Source organism: Microbacterium sp. ARD32, assembly GCF_031844385.1.
Classification (GTDB): domain Bacteria; phylum Actinomycetota; class Actinomycetes; order Actinomycetales; family Microbacteriaceae; genus Microbacterium.
The window spans coordinates 18,642-39,032 of record NZ_JAUZVD010000001.1 but is presented as its reverse complement, the minus strand read 5'-3'; the positions used below and the strand labels follow the sequence as shown (position 1 = coordinate 39,032).

The 20,391-nt window shown below is 71.1% G+C and carries 17 protein-coding genes; 6 read left to right on the top strand and 11 right to left on the bottom strand.

The window, feature by feature from the left end; all coding sequences use genetic code 11:
• Positions 1–39: 39 nt before the first annotated feature.
• On the top strand, positions 40–672 hold the full coding sequence (locus tag Q9R19_RS00180; protein ID WP_311254339.1) for a TetR/AcrR family transcriptional regulator: 633 nt from the start codon (positions 40–42) through the stop codon (positions 670–672).
• On the opposite strand, the gene Q9R19_RS00175 is transcribed toward Q9R19_RS00180, so the two are convergent.
• From Q9R19_RS00175 to Q9R19_RS00160, 4 genes are all read right to left on the bottom strand, one after another.
• Positions 673–1,341, bottom strand: coding sequence for a GTP pyrophosphokinase family protein (locus Q9R19_RS00175; RefSeq protein ID WP_311254338.1), 669 nt, complete (start codon positions 1,339–1,341; stop codon positions 673–675).
• 69 nt (positions 1,342–1,410) lie between these two features.
• Positions 1,411–3,438, bottom strand: coding sequence for an iron ABC transporter permease (locus Q9R19_RS00170; protein WP_311255827.1), 2,028 nt, complete (start codon positions 3,436–3,438; stop codon positions 1,411–1,413).
• A 113-nt stretch (positions 3,439–3,551) separates the two neighbouring features.
• Positions 3,552–4,586 (bottom strand): iron-siderophore ABC transporter substrate-binding protein, encoded by a 1,035-nt coding sequence (locus Q9R19_RS00165; protein WP_311254336.1) that lies wholly within the window; start codon positions 4,584–4,586, stop codon positions 3,552–3,554.
• A gap of 87 nt (positions 4,587–4,673) precedes the next feature.
• Positions 4,674–5,537: an ABC transporter ATP-binding protein gene (locus Q9R19_RS00160; protein ID WP_311254335.1), complete on the bottom strand. Its 864-nt coding sequence runs from the start codon at positions 5,535–5,537 to the stop codon at positions 4,674–4,676.
• Positions 5,538–5,641: 104 nt separating this feature from the next.
• Here Q9R19_RS00160 and Q9R19_RS00155 point away from each other — a divergent pair, with 104 nt between their 5' ends.
• The 4 genes from Q9R19_RS00155 to Q9R19_RS00140 all read left to right on the top strand — a co-directional run bounded on the left by Q9R19_RS00155 (position 5,642) and on the right by Q9R19_RS00140 (position 8,472).
• Positions 5,642–6,079 carry a MarR family transcriptional regulator gene (locus tag Q9R19_RS00155; RefSeq protein WP_311254334.1) on the top strand — a complete coding sequence of 146 codons (438 nt, stop codon included), beginning with the start codon at positions 5,642–5,644 and terminating at the stop codon, positions 6,077–6,079.
• Positions 6,076–6,684 (top strand): DUF998 domain-containing protein, encoded by a 609-nt coding sequence (locus Q9R19_RS00150; RefSeq protein ID WP_311254333.1) that lies wholly within the window; start codon positions 6,076–6,078, stop codon positions 6,682–6,684. The genes Q9R19_RS00155 and Q9R19_RS00150 overlap by 4 nt, the downstream gene beginning before the upstream one ends.
• A 90-nt stretch (positions 6,685–6,774) precedes the next feature.
• The gene (locus Q9R19_RS00145) at positions 6,775–7,692 is read left to right on the top strand and encodes a siderophore-interacting protein (protein ID WP_311254332.1); all 918 of its coding nucleotides are present in this window, start codon (positions 6,775–6,777) and stop codon (positions 7,690–7,692) included.
• A gap of 195 nt (positions 7,693–7,887) precedes the next feature.
• Positions 7,888–8,472, top strand: a complete 585-nt coding sequence (locus Q9R19_RS00140; RefSeq protein WP_311254331.1) for a GNAT family protein — start codon at positions 7,888–7,890, stop codon at positions 8,470–8,472.
• A 90-nt stretch (positions 8,473–8,562) separates the two neighbouring features.
• Here Q9R19_RS00140 and Q9R19_RS00135 read toward each other — a convergent pair whose 3' ends face one another.
• The 4 genes from Q9R19_RS00135 to Q9R19_RS00120 all read right to left on the bottom strand — a co-directional run bounded on the left by Q9R19_RS00135 (position 8,563) and on the right by Q9R19_RS00120 (position 14,403).
• Positions 8,563–10,653, bottom strand: coding sequence for a copper-translocating P-type ATPase (locus tag Q9R19_RS00135; RefSeq protein WP_311254330.1), 2,091 nt, complete (start codon positions 10,651–10,653; stop codon positions 8,563–8,565).
• A gap of 39 nt (positions 10,654–10,692) precedes the next feature.
• On the bottom strand, positions 10,693–12,954 hold the full coding sequence (locus Q9R19_RS00130; protein ID WP_311255826.1) for a heavy metal translocating P-type ATPase: 2,262 nt from the start codon (positions 12,952–12,954) through the stop codon (positions 10,693–10,695).
• A 124-nt stretch (positions 12,955–13,078) separates the two neighbouring features.
• Positions 13,079–13,288, bottom strand: a complete 210-nt coding sequence (locus Q9R19_RS00125; RefSeq protein WP_311254329.1) for a heavy metal-associated domain-containing protein — start codon at positions 13,286–13,288, stop codon at positions 13,079–13,081.
• Positions 13,289–13,374: 86 nt separating this feature from the next.
• The gene (locus tag Q9R19_RS00120; protein ID WP_311254328.1) at positions 13,375–14,403 is read right to left on the bottom strand and encodes a GGDEF domain-containing protein; all 1,029 of its coding nucleotides are present in this window, start codon (positions 14,401–14,403) and stop codon (positions 13,375–13,377) included.
• Between the two features lie 163 nt (positions 14,404–14,566).
• Between Q9R19_RS00120 and Q9R19_RS00115 the strand changes: the two genes are divergently transcribed.
• Positions 14,567–15,274, top strand: coding sequence for an EAL domain-containing protein (locus Q9R19_RS00115; protein WP_311254327.1), 708 nt, complete (start codon positions 14,567–14,569; stop codon positions 15,272–15,274).
• Here Q9R19_RS00115 and Q9R19_RS00110 read toward each other — a convergent pair.
• The 3 genes from Q9R19_RS00110 to Q9R19_RS00100 form a co-directional block, all read right to left on the bottom strand.
• Complete coding sequence (locus tag Q9R19_RS00110) at positions 15,239–18,118, bottom strand: AAA family ATPase (protein ID WP_311254326.1); 2,880 nt, start codon at positions 18,116–18,118, stop codon at positions 15,239–15,241. The two genes, Q9R19_RS00115 and Q9R19_RS00110, sit on opposite strands and share 36 nt — an antisense overlap.
• Before the next feature lie 58 nt (positions 18,119–18,176).
• On the bottom strand, positions 18,177–18,362 hold the full coding sequence (locus tag Q9R19_RS00105; protein WP_311254325.1) for a hypothetical protein: 186 nt from the start codon (positions 18,360–18,362) through the stop codon (positions 18,177–18,179).
• Between the two features lie 144 nt (positions 18,363–18,506).
• Positions 18,507–20,288, bottom strand: coding sequence for a beta-galactosidase (locus tag Q9R19_RS00100; protein WP_311254324.1), 1,782 nt, complete (start codon positions 20,286–20,288; stop codon positions 18,507–18,509).
• Positions 20,289–20,391 lie beyond the last annotated feature (103 nt).

Genomic DNA, 20,391 nt, shown 5'->3' with positions numbered 1-20,391 from the left:
GGGCATTATCAGACCGTTACACTTCCCGAGGAGGACATCGTGGCCAAGGAGACGCCCCGCACCCGTGCGGCGCAGCACAAGCGCATCGAGATCCTGAAGGCTGCGGTCGAGATCTTCGGCAGCAAGGGGTCCACGAACGGCACGCTCGCCGACGTCGCCGAGCAGGTGGGGCTCACCCACGCCGGGGTGCTGCACCACTTCGGATCCAAGCAGAAGCTGTTGCTGGAAGTGCTCGCCTACCGCGACCAGGCCGACGTCGCCGAGCTCGCCGAGCAGCACATCCCCGGCGGCCTCGAGCTGTTCCTGCACCTGATCCGCACCGCCTACGTCAACGCGCATCGCCCGGGGATCGTGCAGGCGTACACGGTGCTCTCCTCGGAGTCGGTCACCGAAGGGCATCCCGGTCGGGAGTACTTCGAGGACCGCTACACGACCCTGCGGCGCGAGGTCACCGAAGCGTTCGAGGAGCTGTGCGCCGCCGAGGGTGTCACCGACTCCGGCGCGATCGCCCACGGCGCCGCCGCGATTCTCGCCGTGATGGACGGCCTCCAGCTGCAGTGGCTGCTGCATCCCGAGGTGGTCGAGCTGGGCGAGGCGAGCGAGTTCGCGATCACCGCGATCGTCAACGGCGTGCTGCATCCGGGACCGGCGCTGGAGTCCTATCGAAAGTGATCAGACCTCGATGGCGCGGTGGTTGATCTCGTGCGCCTCGCGGTGCAGACGCTCCATGCGCTGATCGAGCTCCTCCGCGGCATCCGCGGCATCCGTCAGGCTCTGCACGAGATGAGCGGGCACGCGCCCGTCGAACTTGTAGTGGATCTTGTGCTCGAGGCTGGCCCAGAAGTCCATGGCGATGGTGCGGAACTGCACCTCGACGGGCACGGCGACGGGGCCGGTGGAGAGGAACACCGGCACCTCGACGATCGCATGCAGGCTGCGGTAGCCGTTCGGCTTCGGGTTGGCGATGTAGTCCTTCACGATCCGCACCGTCACGTCGTCCTGCGTCGTGAACAGGTTGAACAGACGGTAGACGTCGCTGACGAAGCTGCAGGTGATGCGCACACCGGCGATGTCGGTGATCTCGGCGCGGATGCTGTCGAAGTCGGCCTCGACACCCCGCCGGGCGACCTTCTCGACGATGCTGTCCGGTGATTTCAGCCTGCTCTTCACGTGCTCGATCGGGTTGTACGCGTGCATGTGCGTGAACTCGTCCCGCAGGATCGAGATCTTGGTCTCCACCTCGCGCATGCCGAACTCGTACTCCCGCAGGAACCGCTGGAAGTTGTCGCGGAGCTGCCTCGCCTCGGCGATCGCGGCATCATCGACGGGGACCGTTGTCATGCTCTCGACGTTACGCGCGCGGGTTCGGAATCGGCTGGGCATCCCACGTGGCCGTCGGCGCGGCGGACACTACGCGTCGCGCGAGCGCCAGAGCAGCCACACGAAGTACGGAGCGCCGATCAGCGCGACCACCAGGCCCGCCGGCAGCTGAGCGGGGGCGAGGACTGTGCGCCCGATGGCATCCGCCACCCCGACCAGCACCGCTCCGAGCAGCACCGCCACCGGGATCACCCGGGTGTGCCTGGCGCCGACCAGCGCGCGCGCCGCGTGCGGGGCGACCAGCCCGACGAATCCGACCACGCCGATCGCCGTGACGCTCAGGGCGGCGAGCAGGGCCGCGGCGACGAGCAGCGCGAGGCGAGTGCGCTCGAGGCGGATGCCGACCAGGCGCGGGGTGTCCTCGTCCATCGCGAGGATGTCGAGGTCGCGGCGCTGCGCGAGCACGAACGGCAGTGCGATGGCCAGCACGATCGCGAGCGGGACGACCTGCTCCCAGATGCGGCCGTAGGTCGTTCCCGACAGCCAGGTGTAGATCTTCGGAGTGTCCCACGGGTTCGAGCGCAGCAGCACGAACGTGGTGAGCGCGGTCGTGCCGTACCAGACGCCGATGCCGATCAGCACGAGCCGGTCGGCGCTGAGCCCGCCGCGCCAGGCGAGGGCGTAGACGAGCGCGAACGCCAGGAGCGCCCCGACGATGGCGGCGACGAGCATCCCGAAGGTGGATGCCGCGGCGCTGGTGACCACGAGCACCGCCCCGAGACCGGCACCGCCGGTGATGCCCAGCAGGCCGGGCTCGGCGAGCGGGTTGCGGCTGACCGCCTGGGTGATCGTGCCGGCCAGTCCCAGCGAGGCACCGGCGACGACGGCGGCGACCACGCGCGGGGCGCGCTCGTCGAGGGCGAACGAGACCAGCGGGGGCGCCTGGTGCTGCAGCCAGAGCAGGATGTCGCCGGTGAGCAGCGGGGTGGCGCCCACGAGCATCCCGATCAGGATCACCGCGGCGAGCGCGGCGACACCGACGATCACGACGATGCGGAAGCGGAGGGTGCTGCGCACGCCGAAGCGGATGCTGGGAGGGCGCCGGGTCGGTCCGGCGTCGCGCAGCCGGCGCGCCATCACGATGAGCACGACCGCTCCGAGGAGCGTGGTGGCGACACCGGTGGGCACCGCGATGGCGCCTTCCGCGCCGATGATCGCACGCAGCACGGCATCCGCCCCGATCACCACGATCGCGCCGATCAGCGCGGTCGCCGGGAACAGCAGCGCGTGCCTGCCCAGTGCGGGGACCAGACGCGACAGCAGGCGGGCGAGCACCGGCGCGCACAGCCCGACGAAGCCGATCGGGCCGGCGAGCGTCACGGCGGCGGCGGTGAGCACCACCGACAGCAGGATGCCGAACACGCGAGTCGAGCGGATCGGCACGCCCAGCGACGAAGCGGTGTCATCGCCGAGGGCGAGCACGTCGAGGCGGCGAGTGAGGGCGAGGGCGAGCGCGATGCCGACCAGGATGACCGGCGCCGCGCGCAGGAACGACTCGATGCCCAGCTGCGAGAGGCTGCCGCTGCCCCAGGCGAACAGGCCCTTGGTCTCCTCGTCGAAGAGGATCAGCAGCGTGGAGGTGCCGGCCTGCAGCGCCAGCGCCAGCGCGGAGCCGGCCAGCACGAGTCGCGTCGTCGAGGACGCGGCCCCGCCGGCCAGGCCCAGCACGAGACCGGCGGCGAGCAGCCCGCCGATCACCGCGACGACCCCCGATGCCCAGAACGGGATGCTGAGCCCGAACGCGGTCACCGCGGTGATCGCGAAGTACGCGCCGGCGGTCACGCCCAGCGTGTCGGGCGAGGCCAGCGGGTTGCGGGCCAGCGACTGCATGAGCAGGCCGGCGACGCCCAGCGCGAGCCCCACGGCGACGCCGGCGGCCAGCCGCGGCAGGCGCGAGCCGAACAGGATGTCGGAGTTCGCGAAGACCGCGCCGCTGGTGCCCTGAGTCAGGTGCCACGCGGATGCCAGGACCAGCACGATCAGCAGTCCGGAGAGCGTCCACACGGCTGCCGCGGTGCCCACGCCGGAGCGCCGCTCGGCGGCATCCGGGCGATGCATTCCGGGGGCCGACACGCCAGATGCAGGCCGTTTCCCGCGTATCAGTCCGACATCTGGCGTGTCGGCCCCCGATCCGTATGCGGGATCGGGGTCAGAGCCGGGGGCGCGATCGCTCACTTCGTGATGACGTCCACGTACGCGTCGACGATCTGCTCGGCCGAGCGCGGTCCGCCGAAGGTCCAGATGCCGGCCGGGAAGGCATGGATCCGGCCCTCCTCGACGGCCGGGATCGACGCCCAGGCGGGGTTCTTCTCCGCGGCGTCGATGAAGCTCTCCGAGTCGGGATCGTTGGTGCCGGTGTGCAGCAGCATGGCGTCGCCGATGGTGGTCATGCCCTCGATGTCGGTCTGACCCAGGCCGTAGGCGGGGTCGACCTCGCCGGTCCAGGCGTTCTTCAACCCGAGCTCCTCGCCCAGCTCGCCGATCAGCGAGCCCTGGCCGAACGGGCGCAGCGAGACGTTGCCGCCGTCCACCCAGCCGTCGAAGAACACGAACGGCGCGCCCTCCAGCGAGGCACCCGCGACGGCCTTCTTGCCCTCGGCGAGCTTCTCGTCGAACTCGTCCTTCACGACGTCGGCGCGCTCCGTGCGGCCGGTGGCCCGGGCGATCAGATCGAAGGTGCCGAGCATCTGCTTGATCGGGTCCTTCGCGTCGGCGCCGAGCGTGGCGAGCACCGGAACGCCGTACTTCTCCAGCTGCGTGATGATCGCGTCGTCGCGGGTGTACGCCTCGACGATCACCAGGTCGGGCTCGGTCGCGAACAGCGCGTCGAGGTTCGGCTCCTGGCGCGTGCCGAGGTCCTTCACGTCCTCCGGCAGCTCCTCGGCGGTGTCCCAGGTGCGGTAGCCGTCGGCATCCGCCACCGCCACCGGCGTCACGCACAGCGAGAGCACGTCCTCGATCTGCTGCCACTCCAGCACGGCCACCTTCGCGGCGGGCTTGTCGAGCTTCACGGTGCGGCCGAAGGCGTCGGTGAGCTCGACCGGGCCGGTGGAGGTCTTCGTGCTGTCGTCGGCGCAGCCGGCGCCGCTCGCCGCGGACGTCGTGTCGTCCGGCGTCTTGTCGGGCGCGGCCTGCGTGGTTCCGCAGGCGGTGAGCGCGAGGGTCAGCGCGCCGAGGGTCGCGAGGGCGGCGAGGGACTTCTTCATCGGTGGGGCTCCGTGGTGGTGGTCGGGTCGGGTCGTCGGGGAGAAGCGGTGCGGAGATCGGGCCCGGAGTCGGGCGCGGGATCGGTGTCAGGCGGAGAGGGCGGCGAGCGCACGGCCCGCGCGGTCGTGGTGGCGACCGCGCGGCGTGACGTGCACGCGCCCGGTGCGCCCGTCGACGCTCGCGTCGATCGGCAGACCATAGACCTGGGTGAGGTTCTCGCTCGTCAGCACGGCAGCCGGCGTGCCGGCGGCATGCACGCGGCCGCGGTGCATGAGCACGACCTCGTCGGCGACGGAGGCGGCATGCCCCAGGTCGTGCAGCACGACGCCGACGGCCGTGCCCCGGTCGGCGAGGTCGCAGATCAGGTCGAGCGTCTCGACCTGGTAGCGCAGGTCCAGATGGTTGGTGGGCTCGTCCAGCAGCAGGATGCCGGTGTCCTGCGCCAGTGCGGTGGCCAGCCAGACGCGCTGCAGCTCGCCGCCGGAGAGCTCGTCGACGGCGCGGTGCGTCATCGCGTTCAGTCCGGTCAGCTCCAGGGCCCCCGCGATGGCGTCGCGGTCGGCATCCGTCATCCCGGCGAACCGGCTGCGGTGCGGATGCCGGCCATAGGCGACCACGTCGCGCACCTCCAGCCCCGACGGATGCGGGCGGGACTGGGACAGCATCGCGACGGTGCGCGCGAACTCCTTGGCGGTCAGATCCGCAGCATCCCGCTCGCCGCGTCCATCCACGATGCGAACGATGCCCTCATCCACGCGATGCAGGCGGGCGAGCGCGCGCAGCACCGTGGACTTGCCGCTGCCGTTCGGTCCGATCAGCGCGGTGACCACTCCGGGGCGCAGATGCAGGGAGATCTCGTGCACGACTCGGGTGCGCCCATAGCTGAGGGCGAGCGACTCGCCGTGCAGCTCGTCTGCGGGAGCGGAGGATCCCTGGGTGAATTCGTTCACGTTAGGAGAGCCTAACCTATCTCATTGCCGAGCACCATCGCGCGGGCCGACTCGGTCCCGGACCCGGCGTTGCGCACAGTAACTTAAGTGCTTAAAGTAGTGCCATGGACCTCGCGTACGAGCTGCATGACCTGGTCCGCACACTCGACCGGTGGGCGGAGCAGATCCTGCGACCCGAGGGGCTCAGCTACAACCAGTACGTCGCGCTGGTGATCCTGCACGAGCACCCCGGCCTGACCGGTCGCACGCTGGCGCGGGCTCTCGGTGTGACCGAGGCGGCCGCCAGCGGCGTCGTCAAGGCGCTGCTCGCCGCCGGGCTGGTCACCGATCACTCGCCGTCGGGCGCGGGCAACCGCCGCGAGCTGCACCTGACCCCCTCAGGCTCCGAGAAGATGACCCACTGCTCCGCACTGCTCGGCCACTCGGTCGACGACAACGCCCGCGCCGTCGGGATCGACCCGCAGGCACTCGCCACCACGATCCGCGCCCTCCACGACGAGGTCCGCACCATCCGCACCCCGACAGAGAGTGAACCCTCATGACCCTGATCCTCGCCATCGCCGCCGCAGTCTGTGGGCTCGTCCGCCTCGGTTTGTTCGTCAGTCTGCACCTCGTCAAGAGCGACTACTCGGTGGTCCGCCACGCGGTCAGCGACTACGCGGTGGGCAGCACCAGGCGCCTCAGCAGCGCGATGACCTGGATCACCGTGCCGTTCTGGGCGCTGCTCGCCGCGGCCGTCGCCGCGGGGCTGCCGGACTGGTCCGACGTGACCGGCATCGTGGTCTGCCTGGTCGCTCTGGCGGCGATCTTCCTCGTGCTGCCGTTCGTGCCCACCGACCTGGAGGGCCAGAAACTGAGCATGATCGGGCGCCTGCACTACCTGCTCGCGATCGCGTGGTTCGCCATCAGCTACGCCTGCATGGGCAACTTCGCACGCCTCTTCTCGGCCCGCGGGCCGGAATGGCTGGGTGCCTCGCTCACGGTGATCTCGTGGATCGCCCTGGTCTCGCTGGCGGTGAGCGTGGTGGTGCTGATCGTCAAGCAGCTGCGCCCGAAGGTGTTCGGCATCTCCGAGCGCGTGTTCATCCTCTCGGTGAACCTGTTCTACCTCGGCGTCGCGGGGGGGCTCGCTCTGCTGGCCCTGTGAACCGACTGCCGCGCCCCCGTGAGACTGGCGGTACGGGCGACGGCACAGGCGGCACTGACGGATTAGGGGAGCCTAACCTATGCTGGAGTGGTGAGTCAGCATCCGTACCGCACCTTCCGCACCACCGTCGCCCGCATCGCCCCGCTCTCGCCGAGCTTCACCCGCATCACCCTGACCGGCGACGACCTGGCGCACTTCGGCACCGACGGTCTGGATCAGCGCATCAAGCTGATCATCCCCTTCGCAGACGGAACTGTCACCGATGTGGGCCAATTCGACCAGACGCAGGGAATGGGCGAGTGGTACCGGCGCTGGCGCGAGCTCCCCGACGAGCAGCGCAACCCGATCCGCACCTACACGATCCGGGATCCGCGCCCTGCTGAGCGTGAGATCGACGTGGACTTCGCCCTGCACGGCAGTGAGGGTCCGGCATCCGCCTGGGCGATGAGCGCCCGTGTCGGCGATCCGATGTTCGTCGTCGGCCCCAACTCCCGCTCGCAGCAGCCGGCAGGCGGAATCGAGTGGCGCCCGGGGGATGCCACCTCAGTGCTGATCGCGGGCGATGAGACGGCCATGCCCGCGATCTGCTCGATCGTCGAGTCGCTTCCGCCGCACGTCACCGGCGAGGTGTGCATCGAGGTCCCCACCGACGCCGACGCGCTGCCACTGCAGGGGCCGGACGGCGTGCGCGTCACCTGGCTCGGGCGGGGCGCGGCGGCCCACGGCGTGCGGCTCACCGCCGCCGTGCACGCGTGGGGGCGTCAGCGCTCGCGCGCGCTCGTGCCCGCGGCATCCGCTGCATCCGGAGACTGGGTCGCGGAGCCGAGCGCCGACGAGATCCTCTGGGAGGTTCCGGATGCCGTCGCCGGCGGCGAGTACGCGTGGCTGGCGGGCGAGGCGGGCACCATCACCGCGCTGCGCCGGCACCTGGTGCGCGACCTGGGCATCGACCGCCGCTCGATCGCGTTCATGGGGTACTGGCGTCAGGGCCGCGCCGAGGCCTCCTGACCCTGCGCGCGCGTCGCCGACGCCCCCTGTCGCCGACACGTGGAGCTGACGCAGAACTCGGGCGCGTGAATGCTGTTCGCGGGTCCCACCTGGTGGTCTCGCCTACGAGGAGGCCGCGATCTCGGACCCCGCGAACGGCGTTGACCAGCGGCGGCGCAGGCCACGGCGCAGCAAGGGCGCCGCTACGCTGTCGGGATGGTTTCACTGAGCGAGGTCGACTGGCCGGTGCGCACCGAGCGGCTGGTGATCCGCCCGCTCGAGGATGCGGATCTGGATGCCGTGTGGGAGTTCCGCCGGCTGCCCGAGGTGAACCGCTGGCTTGGCCGGGCGCCCGCGACACGCGAGGAGTTCGGGCAGACCTACTCCACGCCGGAGCGTCGCGCGATCAGCTTCGTCATCGCACTGGCGGATGCCGGCGATGGCGCACCGGCGATCATCGGCGACCTCATGATCAAGGTCGGCGACGCCTGGGCGCAGGCCGAGGTCGCCGAGCAGGCGCAGGGTGCCGAAGCAGAGCTGGGCTGGGTGCTGACGCCCGCATACGCCGGGCGGGGACACGCCTCCGAGGCGGTGCGAGCGGTGATCGACCTGTGCTTCGAGACGCTCGGACTGCGGCGCGTGCACGCCGGATGCTTCGCGGCCAACGAGCCCTCGTGGCGCCTGATGGAGCGTCTCGGCATGCGCCGCGAGGAGTTCAGCCGCAAAACGGCGCTGCACCGCTCCGGCGAGTGGATGGACGGGATGAGCTACGGCGTGCTCGCCGAGGAGTGGTCCGGCTGACGCTCGATCCGCTGGTTCGCGGGTCCCACCTCGTGCCCTCACACGTGAAGAGGCAACCAGCTGGGACCCGCGAACGTCGGTTCAGGTGCCTCAGCGGCCCGCGACCCGCTCTGGACGCAGGTCCAGGCGCCGCAGAGCCTGCGCGTTCAGCGCCACCACGATCGTGGACAGGCTCATCAGCACGGCGCCGACCGACATCGGCAGCACGAACCCGATCGGCGCGAGCACCCCGGCGGCCAAGGGCACCGAGAGCAGGTTGTATCCGGCCGCCCACCACAGGTTCTGCTTCATCTTGCGGTAGCTCGCCCGCGATACCTCGATCACCGAGATGACCGAGCGCGGGTCATCGGATGCCAGGATCACCCCTGCCGAGGCGATCGCCACGTCGGTGCCAGCGCCGATCGCGATACCGACGTCGGCCTGCGCCAGAGCGGGGGCGTCGTTCACTCCGTCTCCGACCATCGCGACCTTCTTGGAGCTCCTGCCTGCGGCGGAGTTCTGCAGCTCGGCGACCTTGGCCGACTTGTCCTCCGGCCGCACGCCCGCGAACACGCGCTCGATGCCCAGTTCGTCGGCGACCGAGCGCGCCACGGCCTCGGCATCCCCCGTGATCATGACCACCTCGACCCCGCGCTCGCGCAGCGCGTCGACGGCCTCGCGCGACTCGGCGCGGATCTCGTCGGCCAGTGTCAATCCGCCGATCACCCGCCCGTCGCGCACGACATGCAGGATGATCGCGCCCTCGGTGCGCCAGCCGTTGGCATCCGGAATCTCCGGCGCTCCGACCTCCTCGAGCAGGCGGGGCCCGCCGACGCGGATCTCGTGCCCGTCGACCGTGGCGGTCACGCCGACCGCCGGTGAGGACGCGAAGGCGGTCGCGTTCGCGACGGCAAGGGCGGATGCCGCGCGCACGATCGCCTTCGCCAGCGGATGCTCGCTGTCGGCCTCCGCGGCGGCGGCGAGCGCCAGCACGTCGTCGTCCGACCATCCCTCGACCGGCGCGATCCCCGTCACTGTGGGCTCGCCCCTGGTGAGCGTGCCGGTCTTGTCGAACAGCACGGCATCGATGTCGCGCATGCTCTCCAGGGCGAGGCGGTCCTTCACGAGCACTCCGGCGCGGGCCGCGCGCTCGGTCGCGATGGACACCACCAGCGGAATCGCCAGGCCGAGCGCGTGCGGGCAGGCGATCACGAGCACCGTGATGGTGCGGATGACGGCCTCGTTCGGCAGGCCGGCGAAGGTCCAGACCAGGGCGGTGATCACGGCGGCGCCCAGCGCGAACCAGAACAGCCAGGCGGCGGCGCGGTCGGCCAGCCGTTGGGCGCGGGAGCTGGATGCCTGCGCGTCGGCGACGAGCTTGCGGATGCCGGCGAGCGCGGTGTCGTCGCCGATGGCGGTCACCTCGACGCGCAGCCCGGAGTCGGTCGCGACCGTTCCGGCGGTGACGGGGTCGCCGGTGGTGCGGCTGACCGTGCGGGACTCGCCGGTGAGCATGGACTCGTCCAGATCGGCGCGCCCGTCGACGATCATGCCGTCGGCCGGGATGCTGCCGCCCGGGCGCACCCGCACGATGTCACCCACCCGCAGGTCGGCGGGGCTGACTGTGATGATCTCGTCGCCGTCGACGCGCTCGGCCTCGTCGGGCAGGAGAGCGGCCAGCGAGTCGAGGGCCGAAGTGGTCTGCGCGAGCGAGCGCATCTCCAGCCAGTGACCCAGCAGCATGATCACGATCAGCAGCGCGAGCTCCCACCAGAACTCGAGCTCGTGGTGCAGGATGCCCAGGCTCGCTCCCCACGAGGCGAGGAATGCCACGGTGATCGCCAGGCCGATGAGCAGCATCATGCCGGGCTTGCGCGACCTGAGCTCGGAGACCGCGCCAGTGAGGAACGGCCGCCCGCCCCAGACGTACATGACCGTGCCGAGGATCGGGGCGATCCAGCGCGCCCAGCCGGGCACCTGGTAGCCGAGGATCATCCCGAACATGCCGCTGGAGGCGACCACGGGGATCGCGATCAGCAGGTTGATCCAGAACAGCCGCCGGAACTGGCCGACGTGGTCGGCGTGGCCGGAGTGAGCACCCGATCCGCCGGAGAACTCTCGATCTGCAGGAGTCTCCTGAGCAGAGTCTCCTGTGCTTCGTGAGTTCTCCTGCGATTCGTGCGTGTAGGTGTGCGGGTCCATGGGTGCCTCCTCAGCAACGGGCTCGGTGTGCTCGCGCGCTCAACGGAAGGAGCGCAGCCGCAGGCTGTTGCCGACGACGAAGACGCTCGAGAACGCCATTGCGGCGCCGGCCAGCATCGGGTTCAGCAGGCCGAGGGCCGCGAGCGGGATCGCCGCGACGTTGTAAGCGAACGCCCAGAACAGGTTGCCCTTGATGGTGCCGAGCGTGCGACGCGAGAGTCGGATGGCATCGGATGCCGCGCGCAGGTCTCCGCGCACGAGGGTGATGTCGGATGCCTGGATCGCCGCATCCGTTCCCGTGCCCATCGCCATGCCGAGATCGGCCTGCGCCAGCGCGGGCGCGTCGTTGACGCCGTCGCCGACCATCGCCACCACGCGGCCCTCGGCCTGCAACCGGGTGATGACGGCCGCCTTCTGGGCCGGGAGCACCTCGGCGATGACCTCGTCGATGCCGACCTCATCGGCGATGTGCTGCGCGGCGGCGCGGTTGTCGCCGGTGAGCAGCACGGGCGCGAGCCCGAGCGCCTTCAGCTGCGTGACGGCCTCGGCGCTGGTGTCCTTGACCTCGTCGGCGACGACGATCATGCCGCGGGGCGCGCCGTCCCACGCCACCAGCACGACGGTCTGCCCGGCGGACTCGGCATCCGCCTTCGCCGACAGCAGCCCTGCCGACGGATGCACGGACCACTCCTCCAGCAGCGACAGCCGCCCCACGACCAGGGCGCGTCCTTCGACCACGCCGGTGACCCCGCGCCCCTCGTGGTTCTGGAACGACTCGACGGGCGGGAGCTCGGTGACGGCCTCGTCGGCGAGCGCGGCGGATGCCACCGCCCGGGCGATCGGATGCTCACTGGCATGCTCGACCGCGCCGGCCAGGCGCAGCAGCTCGACGGCATCGGTCCCCTGCTCGGGCACGACCGACGCGACGCTCATGCGCCCCTCGGTGACGGTGCCGGTCTTGTCGAGCACGATCGTGTCGACGCGGCGGGTGGACTCGAGCACCTCCGGCCCCTTGATCAGGATGCCGAGCTGCGCCCCGCGCCCCGTGCCGACCAGCAGCGCCGTGGGCGTGGCCAGGCCGAGTGCGCACGGGCAGGCGATGATCAGCACGGCGACGGCCGCGGTGAACGCTGCGGATGCCGGGAAGCCCAGCAGCAGCCACACGACCAGCGTCACCAGCGCGATGCCGATCACGATCGGCACGAAGACGCCGGAGATGCGGTCGGCCAGGCGCTGCACCTGCGCCTTGCCCGTCTGCGCGTCCTCGACCAGGCGCGCCAGCTGCGCGAGCTGGGTGTCGGAGCCGACCCGCGTCGCGCGCACGACGAGGCGGCCGCCGGCGTTCACGGTGGCGCCGGTCACGGCATCCCCTGCTGCGACCTCGACGGGCACGGACTCCCCGGTGATCATGGACTGATCGATCGCGGAGGCCCCCGAGACGACCACGCCGTCGGTGGCGATCTTCTCGCCGGGCCGGACGACGAACTCGTCGCCGACGCGCAGGTCGGCGATCGGGATGCGGGTCTCGATGGGGGTCCCTGAGCCGGCCGCAGGGCGGATGACCGCGACATCCTTCGCGCCGAGCTCCAGCAGCGCCCGCAACGCGGCGCCGGCCCGCCGCTTGGCGCGCTTCTCGAAGTAGCGGCCCGCGAGCACGAACATCGTCACGCCGGCGGCGACCTCCAGGTAGATGCTGGCCGCGCCGTCGCCGCGCTCGAGGGTCCAGCTGAATCCGTGGGTCATGCCCGGCATCCCTGCAGTGCCGAAGAAGAGCGCGTACAGCGACCAGACGAACGCGGCGGAGGTGCCGATGCTGATCAGCGTGTCCATGGTGGCCGCGCCGTGCCGCAGGTTCACCCACGCGGCGCGGTGGAACGGCCACGCGCCCCACACGATCACCGGCGCCGCGAGCGCCAGCGACAGCCACTGCCAGTACGTGAACTGCAGCGCCGGGATCATCGCCAGCACGATCACCGGCACGCTCAGCACGATCGAGCCGACCAGGCGCTGGCGCAACGCGCGCAGTTCGGGCGCCTCGGCATCCGTCTCCGAGACGGACGGATCGGATGCCGAAGAGCCCGCCCCCTCGCTCCTCACGCCCCGCTCCGGGGCGCGCGGGGACGGCTCAGGGGTCCGGGCCGTGTACCCGGCGTTCTCGACGGCGGTGATCAGCGCAGCGGGGTCGAGCGGTCCGTCGACCGTCACCTGCGCCTTCTCGGTGGCGTAGTTGACCGTGGCCGTCACGCCGTCGAGCCGGTTGAGTCTCTTCTCGATGCGCAGGGCACAGGAGGCACAGGTCATGCCGCCGATCTCCAGATCGATGCGGGACGGCTCTGCGATGGTCACGATGACGCTCCTCGAATGCGAATGCGAATGCGGGTGCGGGTGCGGGTGCGGCGGCGGGTCAGGACGTCCGGCGGACGGGTCAGGCTGCGACGGCGGAGTATCCGGCCTCGTCGACGGCCGCGATCACGGCATCCGCATCGACCGGAGATGCCGCGCTCACGACCAGCCGTCCGGTGCGGGCGCTCACCTCGATGTCCTCGACGCCCGCGATCCTCTCGACCTCTTCGCGCACGGACAGCTCGCAGTGCCCGCAGGTCATCCCGGTCACCTGGAACTCGGACGTGGTCATGGTGTCTCCTCTGCGTTCGACGTACCCCAGCGGGGTATCTTCTTCAGAGTACTACCAAATACCCCCTCCGGGTATTCCCCTTCCGTTCAGGACCCGCGTTTCCTGCGGTACATCGCCGCGTCCGCGCGGCGCACGCACGCGTCGAGGGACTCGCCGGGTTGCACCTCGGCCGCGCCCCACGACCACGGATGACTGGCGATCGAGCGCATGCGCGAGAGCATGATCCCGGCGTTCTCCGCCGAGGTGTCCGGCAGGATGATGGCGAACTCATCCCCGCCGAGCCGCCCGACCAGATCGCCCGACCGCGAGAGCGACATCCACTGCGCGACCAGGCTCTTCAGCACGGCGTCACCCGCCTCGTGCCCGGACTGGTCGTTCACGGCCTTGAAGCTGTCCAGGTCGAGCACGGCGATCGACAGCGGACGCTTCGAGCGCGCCGCCCGCCGCGCCGCCTCGGCCAGCTGCAGCGCGAAACCGCGCCGGTTCAGAGCGCCGGTGAGCGGATCGGTGTGCGCCTCGATGCTCACCCGGTGCCGCACGAAGAACCCGATCTCCAGGCACAGCCAGGTCAGCAGCACCGCTCCGGCGATGTTCGGCGGGCCGAACAGGCCGGTACCCAGCACGCCTTCGATCTCGGGCCCGCCGAACGGGCCGAACCGCATGGCGGCGGCCACCGCGGTCACGATGACCAGCTCCAGTGCGCGGCCGACGCGCGCGCCGAAGAACCAGGCCAGATACACGGCGACGACCGGCAGCTCCTGGATCGCCGCGACCGCGTTCTGCCGCTCGTCGGAGAAGCCGAGGTAGTACACCGAGACGGCCGCGTGCCCGATCACGAACACCAGTCCGGTCCACTTCGGCAGCCGAATGCCCATCAGCAGCACCATGACCGCCGGCGCCGTGCACACCACCAGCAGCACCAGCACGAGTACCACCTCGAGCTCTGAGAGGCCGCCCTGGAAGAGCTCGAAGACCTCGAGCACGGCGAAGTACAGACAGAGGATCGCCGTCACCAGGGACTGCACTGACGTGCGCCGGACCGCGCGCTGGATCCAGCGCAGTCCCAGCCAGCGGAGCTCCTGGGCGTCGGCGGCGCGGATGCCCTGATCGACCACGAATCCCTTCCCCGCGCGATCGCTCCGCGCTCCCCTCGCCAGATTACCCGTGCCCGCGATCGCCGTCGAGGTCGCGGCGGATGCCCGCGGACCCGGTCACCGCGCCCGACCGGTGCCGCATACACTGAACCGTGATCCTCTCCTCGACGAACGGTGGCGTCCGATGACAGCGCAGACCGCTTCCACGGCCCTCTTCCAGCCGATCGTCGACCTGCGCGCCGCGCGCGTGATCGGCTTCGAGGCGCTGACCCGGTTCGCAGACGGGCTCTCCCCGCTCGAGCACCTGCGCGCGGCGGAGACCGAGGGCCGGCGCGAGCAGCTCGAGCTGCAGCTCATCGCGGCGGCGGTGGATGCGGCATCCGCTCTGCCCCCGCATCTGTTCGTCACCCTGAACGCCTCGGGGCAGACCATGACGGATCCGTTCCTCGCCGAGCTGCTGCAGCGAGGGGAGCGCGCGTGGGGGCTGGAGCTGTTCGAGGGCTCCGCGCCGGAGGACTGCGTCGCCGTGCGCGCCCAGGTGGATCGGCTCGGGGGCTTCCTGCTCATCGACGACGCCGGAGCGGACCACTCCGACGAGGACCGCATCCGCCAGCTGCAGCCCGACATCGTCAAGATCGACCGGGAGCTGTTCTGGCGGTCGGGCGAGGGCGACGGGCCGGGGCGGATCGACAGCCTCCTCGCCGCCGCACGCGCGGTCGGCGCGCAGACGCTGATCGAGGGTGTGGAGGATGCCGCGCAGCTGACGGCCGCGCATGCTCTGGACGCCGATCTCGCGCAGGGATATCACCTCGGCCGGCCGACTCCCCCGGACGGGGTCGCGGGGATGCTGACCGAGCTAGAGCAGCGAACCGGCGTGGTCGCGGCCGCCTGACCGGACGCGGGCGGCCGCCTCGGTGCGGCTGGCGACGCCCAGCTTGCGCAGCACGGCCGAGACGTGCACGCTCACCGTCTTGACGCTGATGAACAGCCGCTCGGCGATCCGGCGGTTGCTCAGCCCCTCGACGATCAGGTCGAGCACCTGCTGCTCGCGCTCGGTGAGCTCGCCGCCGTCTCCTCGTACCGAGGTCGTGCCGAGGCGACTCGCGTTCGTGAACTCCGCCACCTCGCGCTGCAGACGGCGGTGACCGATGCGGTCGGCGATCTGCCGCGCCTGAGCCAGGACGGATGCCGCTTCTGCCCGGTCGCCGCGCTCGGCGATCTGCGCGCGGGCGAGCTCCAGTCGCAGCACGACGGCGAGCAGGACAGGGCCATCGATGCCGTCGGCGACCGGGATGGCCGCACGCAGCGCGTCGGCGTCGCCGTCGAGCAGCGCCAGCAGGATCGCACCCCATTCCGGGAACTGCTCGGTGTAGTCCTGCCATACATCCCGCACCCGCTCCGCAAGCGCATCGGCACGCGCCGCATCGCCCTGCGCGCGGAGGCCCGGCACGATGAACGCGGCATCCAGAACGCGCCGCGCGGCGTGCGCGAGCCGCGACCCGTGCTCGTCGAGCATGCGCTCGAGCGTGTCGGCGGCGTCGCCGAGCCGTCCCTCGCCGATCGCGAGGGCGATGTCCAGGTCGGTCAGTCCGTACCGGACCTGGTTCTCCACCTCCGCCGCCGCGATCATCGTGGGGCGCCACTCGGCGAGCAGTGCCGCCGCCTCCTGCATGCGGTCGCGCCACACCAGCACCCGGATGCGCGAAGCGGTGGTGTAGACGCGATAGATCCGGAAACTGCGCGTCGCCAAATCCTTCGAGAGCAGCTCGTCGGCACGATCGATCTCGCCGAGCTCGGTGAGCGGGAAGGCCATGTTCTCGGTCATGATCGATCCTGTCGAGCGCTGCAGCCCCAGCTCGCGGGCTTGGGCGATCCCGGCATCCGCTGCGCCGAGCGCCTCGCGGTAGCGGCCGAGAGCGCTCAGCGAGTCGGAGTGATTCACCCAGTACCGCAGCTTGGCGCTTGTCTGCACGGCGTGCCGCCAGGCGATCTCGTAGAAGCGCCGCGACCCGTCGGCGTCGCCGAGATCCAGCAGGCTGGCCGCGATGATGTTCGCCCCGATCGAGATCGCCTCATCGATGTCGTGCTCCCGGCCGATGCGCAGTCCCTCCTCGGCCACGCGGATGGCGTCCTGCGGCCGCCCTTCGATCATGAGCCGGCCGGCCAGTGCGGTCAGCAGCAGCGAACGCAGGCGCGCGTCGTCCACGCGTTCACGGCCGTGCGCGCCGTCCATCTCGTCCAGCGCCTGCTGCAGCAGCTCCGCGGCGCCGCGGCGTCCGACGTTCTGCACGTACTTCGCCTTGTCGCGCAGCAGCTTCACGCGCACGATCTGCGGGGTCTGCTCGTCCACCTCGTCGAGCGCCAGGTTCACGACGGCCAGGGCTCGTTCGTCGTGTCCGGCGTTGCGCAGGATCGATCCGAGCCGCGTCAGCAGCTCGCGGTGCGACAGCCCGGTGACCTCGGCCGCGTCGGCCACCTGCTCCCACAACTCGAGGGCGAGTTCGCCGAAGGTCGCGGCGGTGGCGAACGCGAAGCGGCTCCTGGCCCGGTCCATCGCGGTGATCGCGGCGGTCAGCGCGCGGCGGGCGTCGTGCGCCTGATGCCAGTGGAAGGCGAGCTCGGACTCCCGCCCGCCGGCGCCCGCGCCCGCGCGGTGCTCCAGCGCCTCGGCATAGGTCCGATGCAGGCGCGCCCGCTCCCCGGGCAGCAGGTCGTCGTGCACGGCTTCGCGCAGCAGCGCGTGACGGAATCCGTACGAGTCGTCGGAGCGCACGGCCAGCACTGCGGCCCCGACGGCCTCGCGGATGCCGGCGTCCAGCCGCTCGTCCGGAAGGCCGGCGATCTCACTGAGCAGCTCATGCTCGACGGCGGCATCCGAGGCGGAGACGACGCGGATGACCCGCTTGGCATCGTCCGTCAGTCCGTCGAAGCGCACCAGCAGCACATCCCGCAGCGAGTCCGGCAGCGGTCCGCTCGCGGTGCAGGCGAGCTCCTCGACGAAGAACGGCACGCCCTCCGAGCGCTCCAGCAGCCGGGCGAAACCCGCGTCGTCGACACGGCGATCGAGCGAGTCGACCATGGCGCGCACCTGCACGGCGTCGAGCCGCTCGAGCGTGACGCGCTCGAGCAGCCGTGCGCGCTCGGCCTCGACGAGGAATCCGCGCACGGGTGTGCCACGGCGCACCTCGTCGACGCGGCAGGTGAGCACGAACAGGATGCGGTGGCCAGCCAGCGCGCGCAGCAGGAAGGCCAACGACGAGAGGGTGGCGTCATCGGCCCAGTGCAGGTCTTCGACGAGGATGATCAGCGGATGCCGGGCTGCCGCCGCCTCGAGCACGTCGGCCATCGCCTCGCGCAGACCCTCCACACCGGCGGTGCGGTCGGCCGGCGCCTCGCCCAGCTCGGGCAGCAGCACGCGCAGGGCCTGTCGTCCGGGACCCGCCGCATCGGTCCCGGTGTCGCCCAGCGCGGCGAGCGCACCGCGGACGATCGCCGGCAGCGGCCCGTACGGCACGGGCGTGGAGCCGTAGTCCAGGCACCAGCCGGTGAGGACGAGCGCGGCATCCCGGGCCTGTTCCGCGAACTCGCGCAGCAGCCGCGACTTGCCGATGCCCGCCTCACCCGCGACGAGCACGGAAGCCGACTCCCCTGCCGATGCACGCTGCAGGGCGCTCCGCAGCCGATCGAGCTCGCCATCGCGACCGACCATCTCGGCGGAGGGCACGATGAGGGACATGCTCTCATCGTGCCATCCGCGGCCGACATCCAGTGCGGTCGTCATGCGTCGGCCGGCGTCACGCGTCGGCCGGCATCACGCGTCGACGGCGCAGAGCAAAGCGGCGCAGCATCCGCTGCCGCAGGCTCCGCCGCGGGACGACCCGTGTCCGCTCGGAGATCACGCGCTGATGCTCGGCGCGGGCCGCCGCCTGCTCGAGTTCGAACACGATCACGCGGTACACACTGAAACTGTCCTGATACATGGGATGCCCCCTTTCGGTGCATCCCTACACTCCTCGCTGAGGCACCCCGCCGGCATCGGAAGGAATCCCTATTCCGACGGCACGCCACCTCAGATCCGGCCCGCCACCCCGGATGCCACGGCGAGCGCGCGCACGCCTGCTGAGTCAGGAGCCGACGAACTCCTCGCGCGGTCCGTAGTCGGCGTGCTCGCGGATCTCGACCGTGTCGCCCAGACGATCGGTGTCGAGCACGACGATCTCGTTCTCGCCCTCGCGCCACAGCGGGCCGGGTGCGTACAGGGTGACCTGCGGGCCGCGGTCCCAGCAGCGCCCGAGCAGGAAGCCGTTCAGCCAGACCATGCCCTTGGCGGAGCCGGGGAACGCGAGCCAGGCGTCGAGCGGGCGGGAGACGGTGAGGGATGCCGCGGCCAGGCCGTCGCGACCCTTCGATCCCCACGACCCACCCTCCTGGGTCGTGGGGATCGAAGCGTCGCCGCCCACTGCAGGGACGGCATCGCGCGGCAGCACCCGGTGCTCCCAGCCGTGCTGCAACCGGCGGCCGATCAGCACCCCCTGCAGAATGCCCTTGCGCTCACCGGTGCGCGGACCGTAGTTGATGCGTCCCAGGCTCTCCACGACGATCGTCAGCCGACCCGCACCACCGTCTTCCGGCAGCGCGAGCGACTGCTCGCCGTCGTGCTCGATCGTGCCGAGCCGTGCGTCGTCCAGGAACACCGTCGCGCGATCGCGCAGCCCGAGAACGGTCAGGATCGTGTCCGCTGCGAACACGGCATCCGACTCGTAGGCGACGATCCCGTCCTCCGCACCCAGCTCCTCGTACGTCAGTGGCAGCGGCGCGGTCGCCGCGACCGGCTGCGCGCGCACGACCTGCAGCAGCGAGGCGGTCGGCACGAGAGGGGCGGATGCCGCCGGCTGGTGCTCCGGGGCATCCGGAACCGCGGGCAGCGGCCCCTCGTGGAAAGGGGCGAACGCCGCGCGCAGCGCGTGGAACTTGTCGTTCAGCGAGCCGTCCTCGCCGATCGGCGCGTCAGAGTCGTACGAGGTGATCGTGGGCTGGATGACCCCGTCGTGGTTGGCGCCCGCCCACAGCCCGAAGTTCGTGCCGCCGTGCGCCATGTAGACGCTCACCGATCCACCGGCATCCAGCAGCTTCTGCACGGTGCCGATCATGCTCTCCGCCGAGCGCACGTGGTGCTGCTCGCCCCAGTGGTCGAACCAGCCGCCCCACAGCTCGCTGCACATCAGATGCTCGCCCGGCTTCTGAAGCGCGACCGCCTCGTCCACCCCGGTGCCGAAGGTGAAGGTGCCCATCGCGCCCGGGATGCTGCCGCACCGCACCATGTCGGCGGTCGTGCCGTCGGCGGTGGTGAGCATCTCGACCATTCCGCGCGCGCGCAGGGCGTCCCGCTGGTGTGCGAGGTAGGCCTGGTCGCTGCCGTAGGAGCCGTACTCGTTCTCCACCTGGATCAGGCGGAGAGGGCCGCCGTGCACGGCCTGCAGCGGCTCGAGCCGGGGGATGAGCGCGTCGAACCAGGAGTCCACGGCGGCGAGGAATCCGGCATCCGACGAGCGCAGCGCGCGCACCCGACCCGACAGCCAGAACGGAATGCCGCCGTTGGACCACTCCGCGCAGATGTACGGGCTGGGGCGCACGTACACGTCCAGGCCGACCTCGCCCGCGATGCGGATGAAGCGCGCGACATCCCGCCAGCCGGTGAAGTCGAACTCGCCCTCGACGCGCTCGTGGAAGTTCCAGGCGATGTACGTGTCGACCGTGTTCGCGCCCATCGCGGCGAGGCGGCGCAGCCGATCCTCCCACTGGTCGGGATGGATGCGGAAGTAGTGCACCGCGCCGGAGAGGATGCGGTGCGGCTCACCATCGCGGAAGAGCCGGCCGTCGCGCCAGGAGAGGGATGCAGAGGTCATGATGCTCCGGGGTCGGGTGCGGCCATGTTGACGTTCACACTACCCGGCGGCGGGCTTCGCCCCCGATTCGGCACTTCCGACGGCGCCCGTGGCCGACGTCGTC

Excerpts from the sequence above, each read along its gene's own strand:
- Q9R19_RS00175 (WP_311254338.1), bottom strand. The coding sequence starts at position 1,341 with ATGACAACGGTCCCCGTCGATGATGCCGCGATCGCCGAGGCGAGGCAG.
- Q9R19_RS00170 (WP_311255827.1), bottom strand. The coding sequence starts at position 3,438 with ATGCATCGCCCGGATGCCGCCGAGCGGCGCTCCGGCGTGGGCACCGCG.
- Q9R19_RS00165 (WP_311254336.1), bottom strand. The coding sequence starts at position 4,586 with ATGAAGAAGTCCCTCGCCGCCCTCGCGACCCTCGGCGCGCTGACCCTC.
- Q9R19_RS00155 (WP_311254334.1), top strand. The coding sequence starts at position 5,642 with ATGGACCTCGCGTACGAGCTGCATGACCTGGTCCGCACACTCGACCGG.
- Q9R19_RS00150 (WP_311254333.1), top strand. The coding sequence starts at position 6,076 with ATGACCCTGATCCTCGCCATCGCCGCCGCAGTCTGTGGGCTCGTCCGC.
- Q9R19_RS00140 (WP_311254331.1), top strand. The coding sequence starts at position 7,888 with ATGGTTTCACTGAGCGAGGTCGACTGGCCGGTGCGCACCGAGCGGCTG.
- Q9R19_RS00135 (WP_311254330.1), bottom strand. The coding sequence starts at position 10,653 with ATGGACCCGCACACCTACACGCACGAATCGCAGGAGAACTCACGAAGC.
- Q9R19_RS00130 (WP_311255826.1), bottom strand. The coding sequence starts at position 12,954 with ATGACCTGTGCCTCCTGTGCCCTGCGCATCGAGAAGAGACTCAACCGG.
- Q9R19_RS00125 (WP_311254329.1), bottom strand. The coding sequence starts at position 13,288 with ATGACCACGTCCGAGTTCCAGGTGACCGGGATGACCTGCGGGCACTGC.
- Q9R19_RS00115 (WP_311254327.1), top strand. The coding sequence starts at position 14,567 with ATGACAGCGCAGACCGCTTCCACGGCCCTCTTCCAGCCGATCGTCGAC.
- Q9R19_RS00110 (WP_311254326.1), bottom strand. The coding sequence starts at position 18,118 with ATGTCCCTCATCGTGCCCTCCGCCGAGATGGTCGGTCGCGATGGCGAG.
- Q9R19_RS00105 (WP_311254325.1), bottom strand. The coding sequence starts at position 18,362 with ATGTATCAGGACAGTTTCAGTGTGTACCGCGTGATCGTGTTCGAACTC.
- Q9R19_RS00100 (WP_311254324.1), bottom strand. The coding sequence starts at position 20,288 with ATGACCTCTGCATCCCTCTCCTGGCGCGACGGCCGGCTCTTCCGCGAT.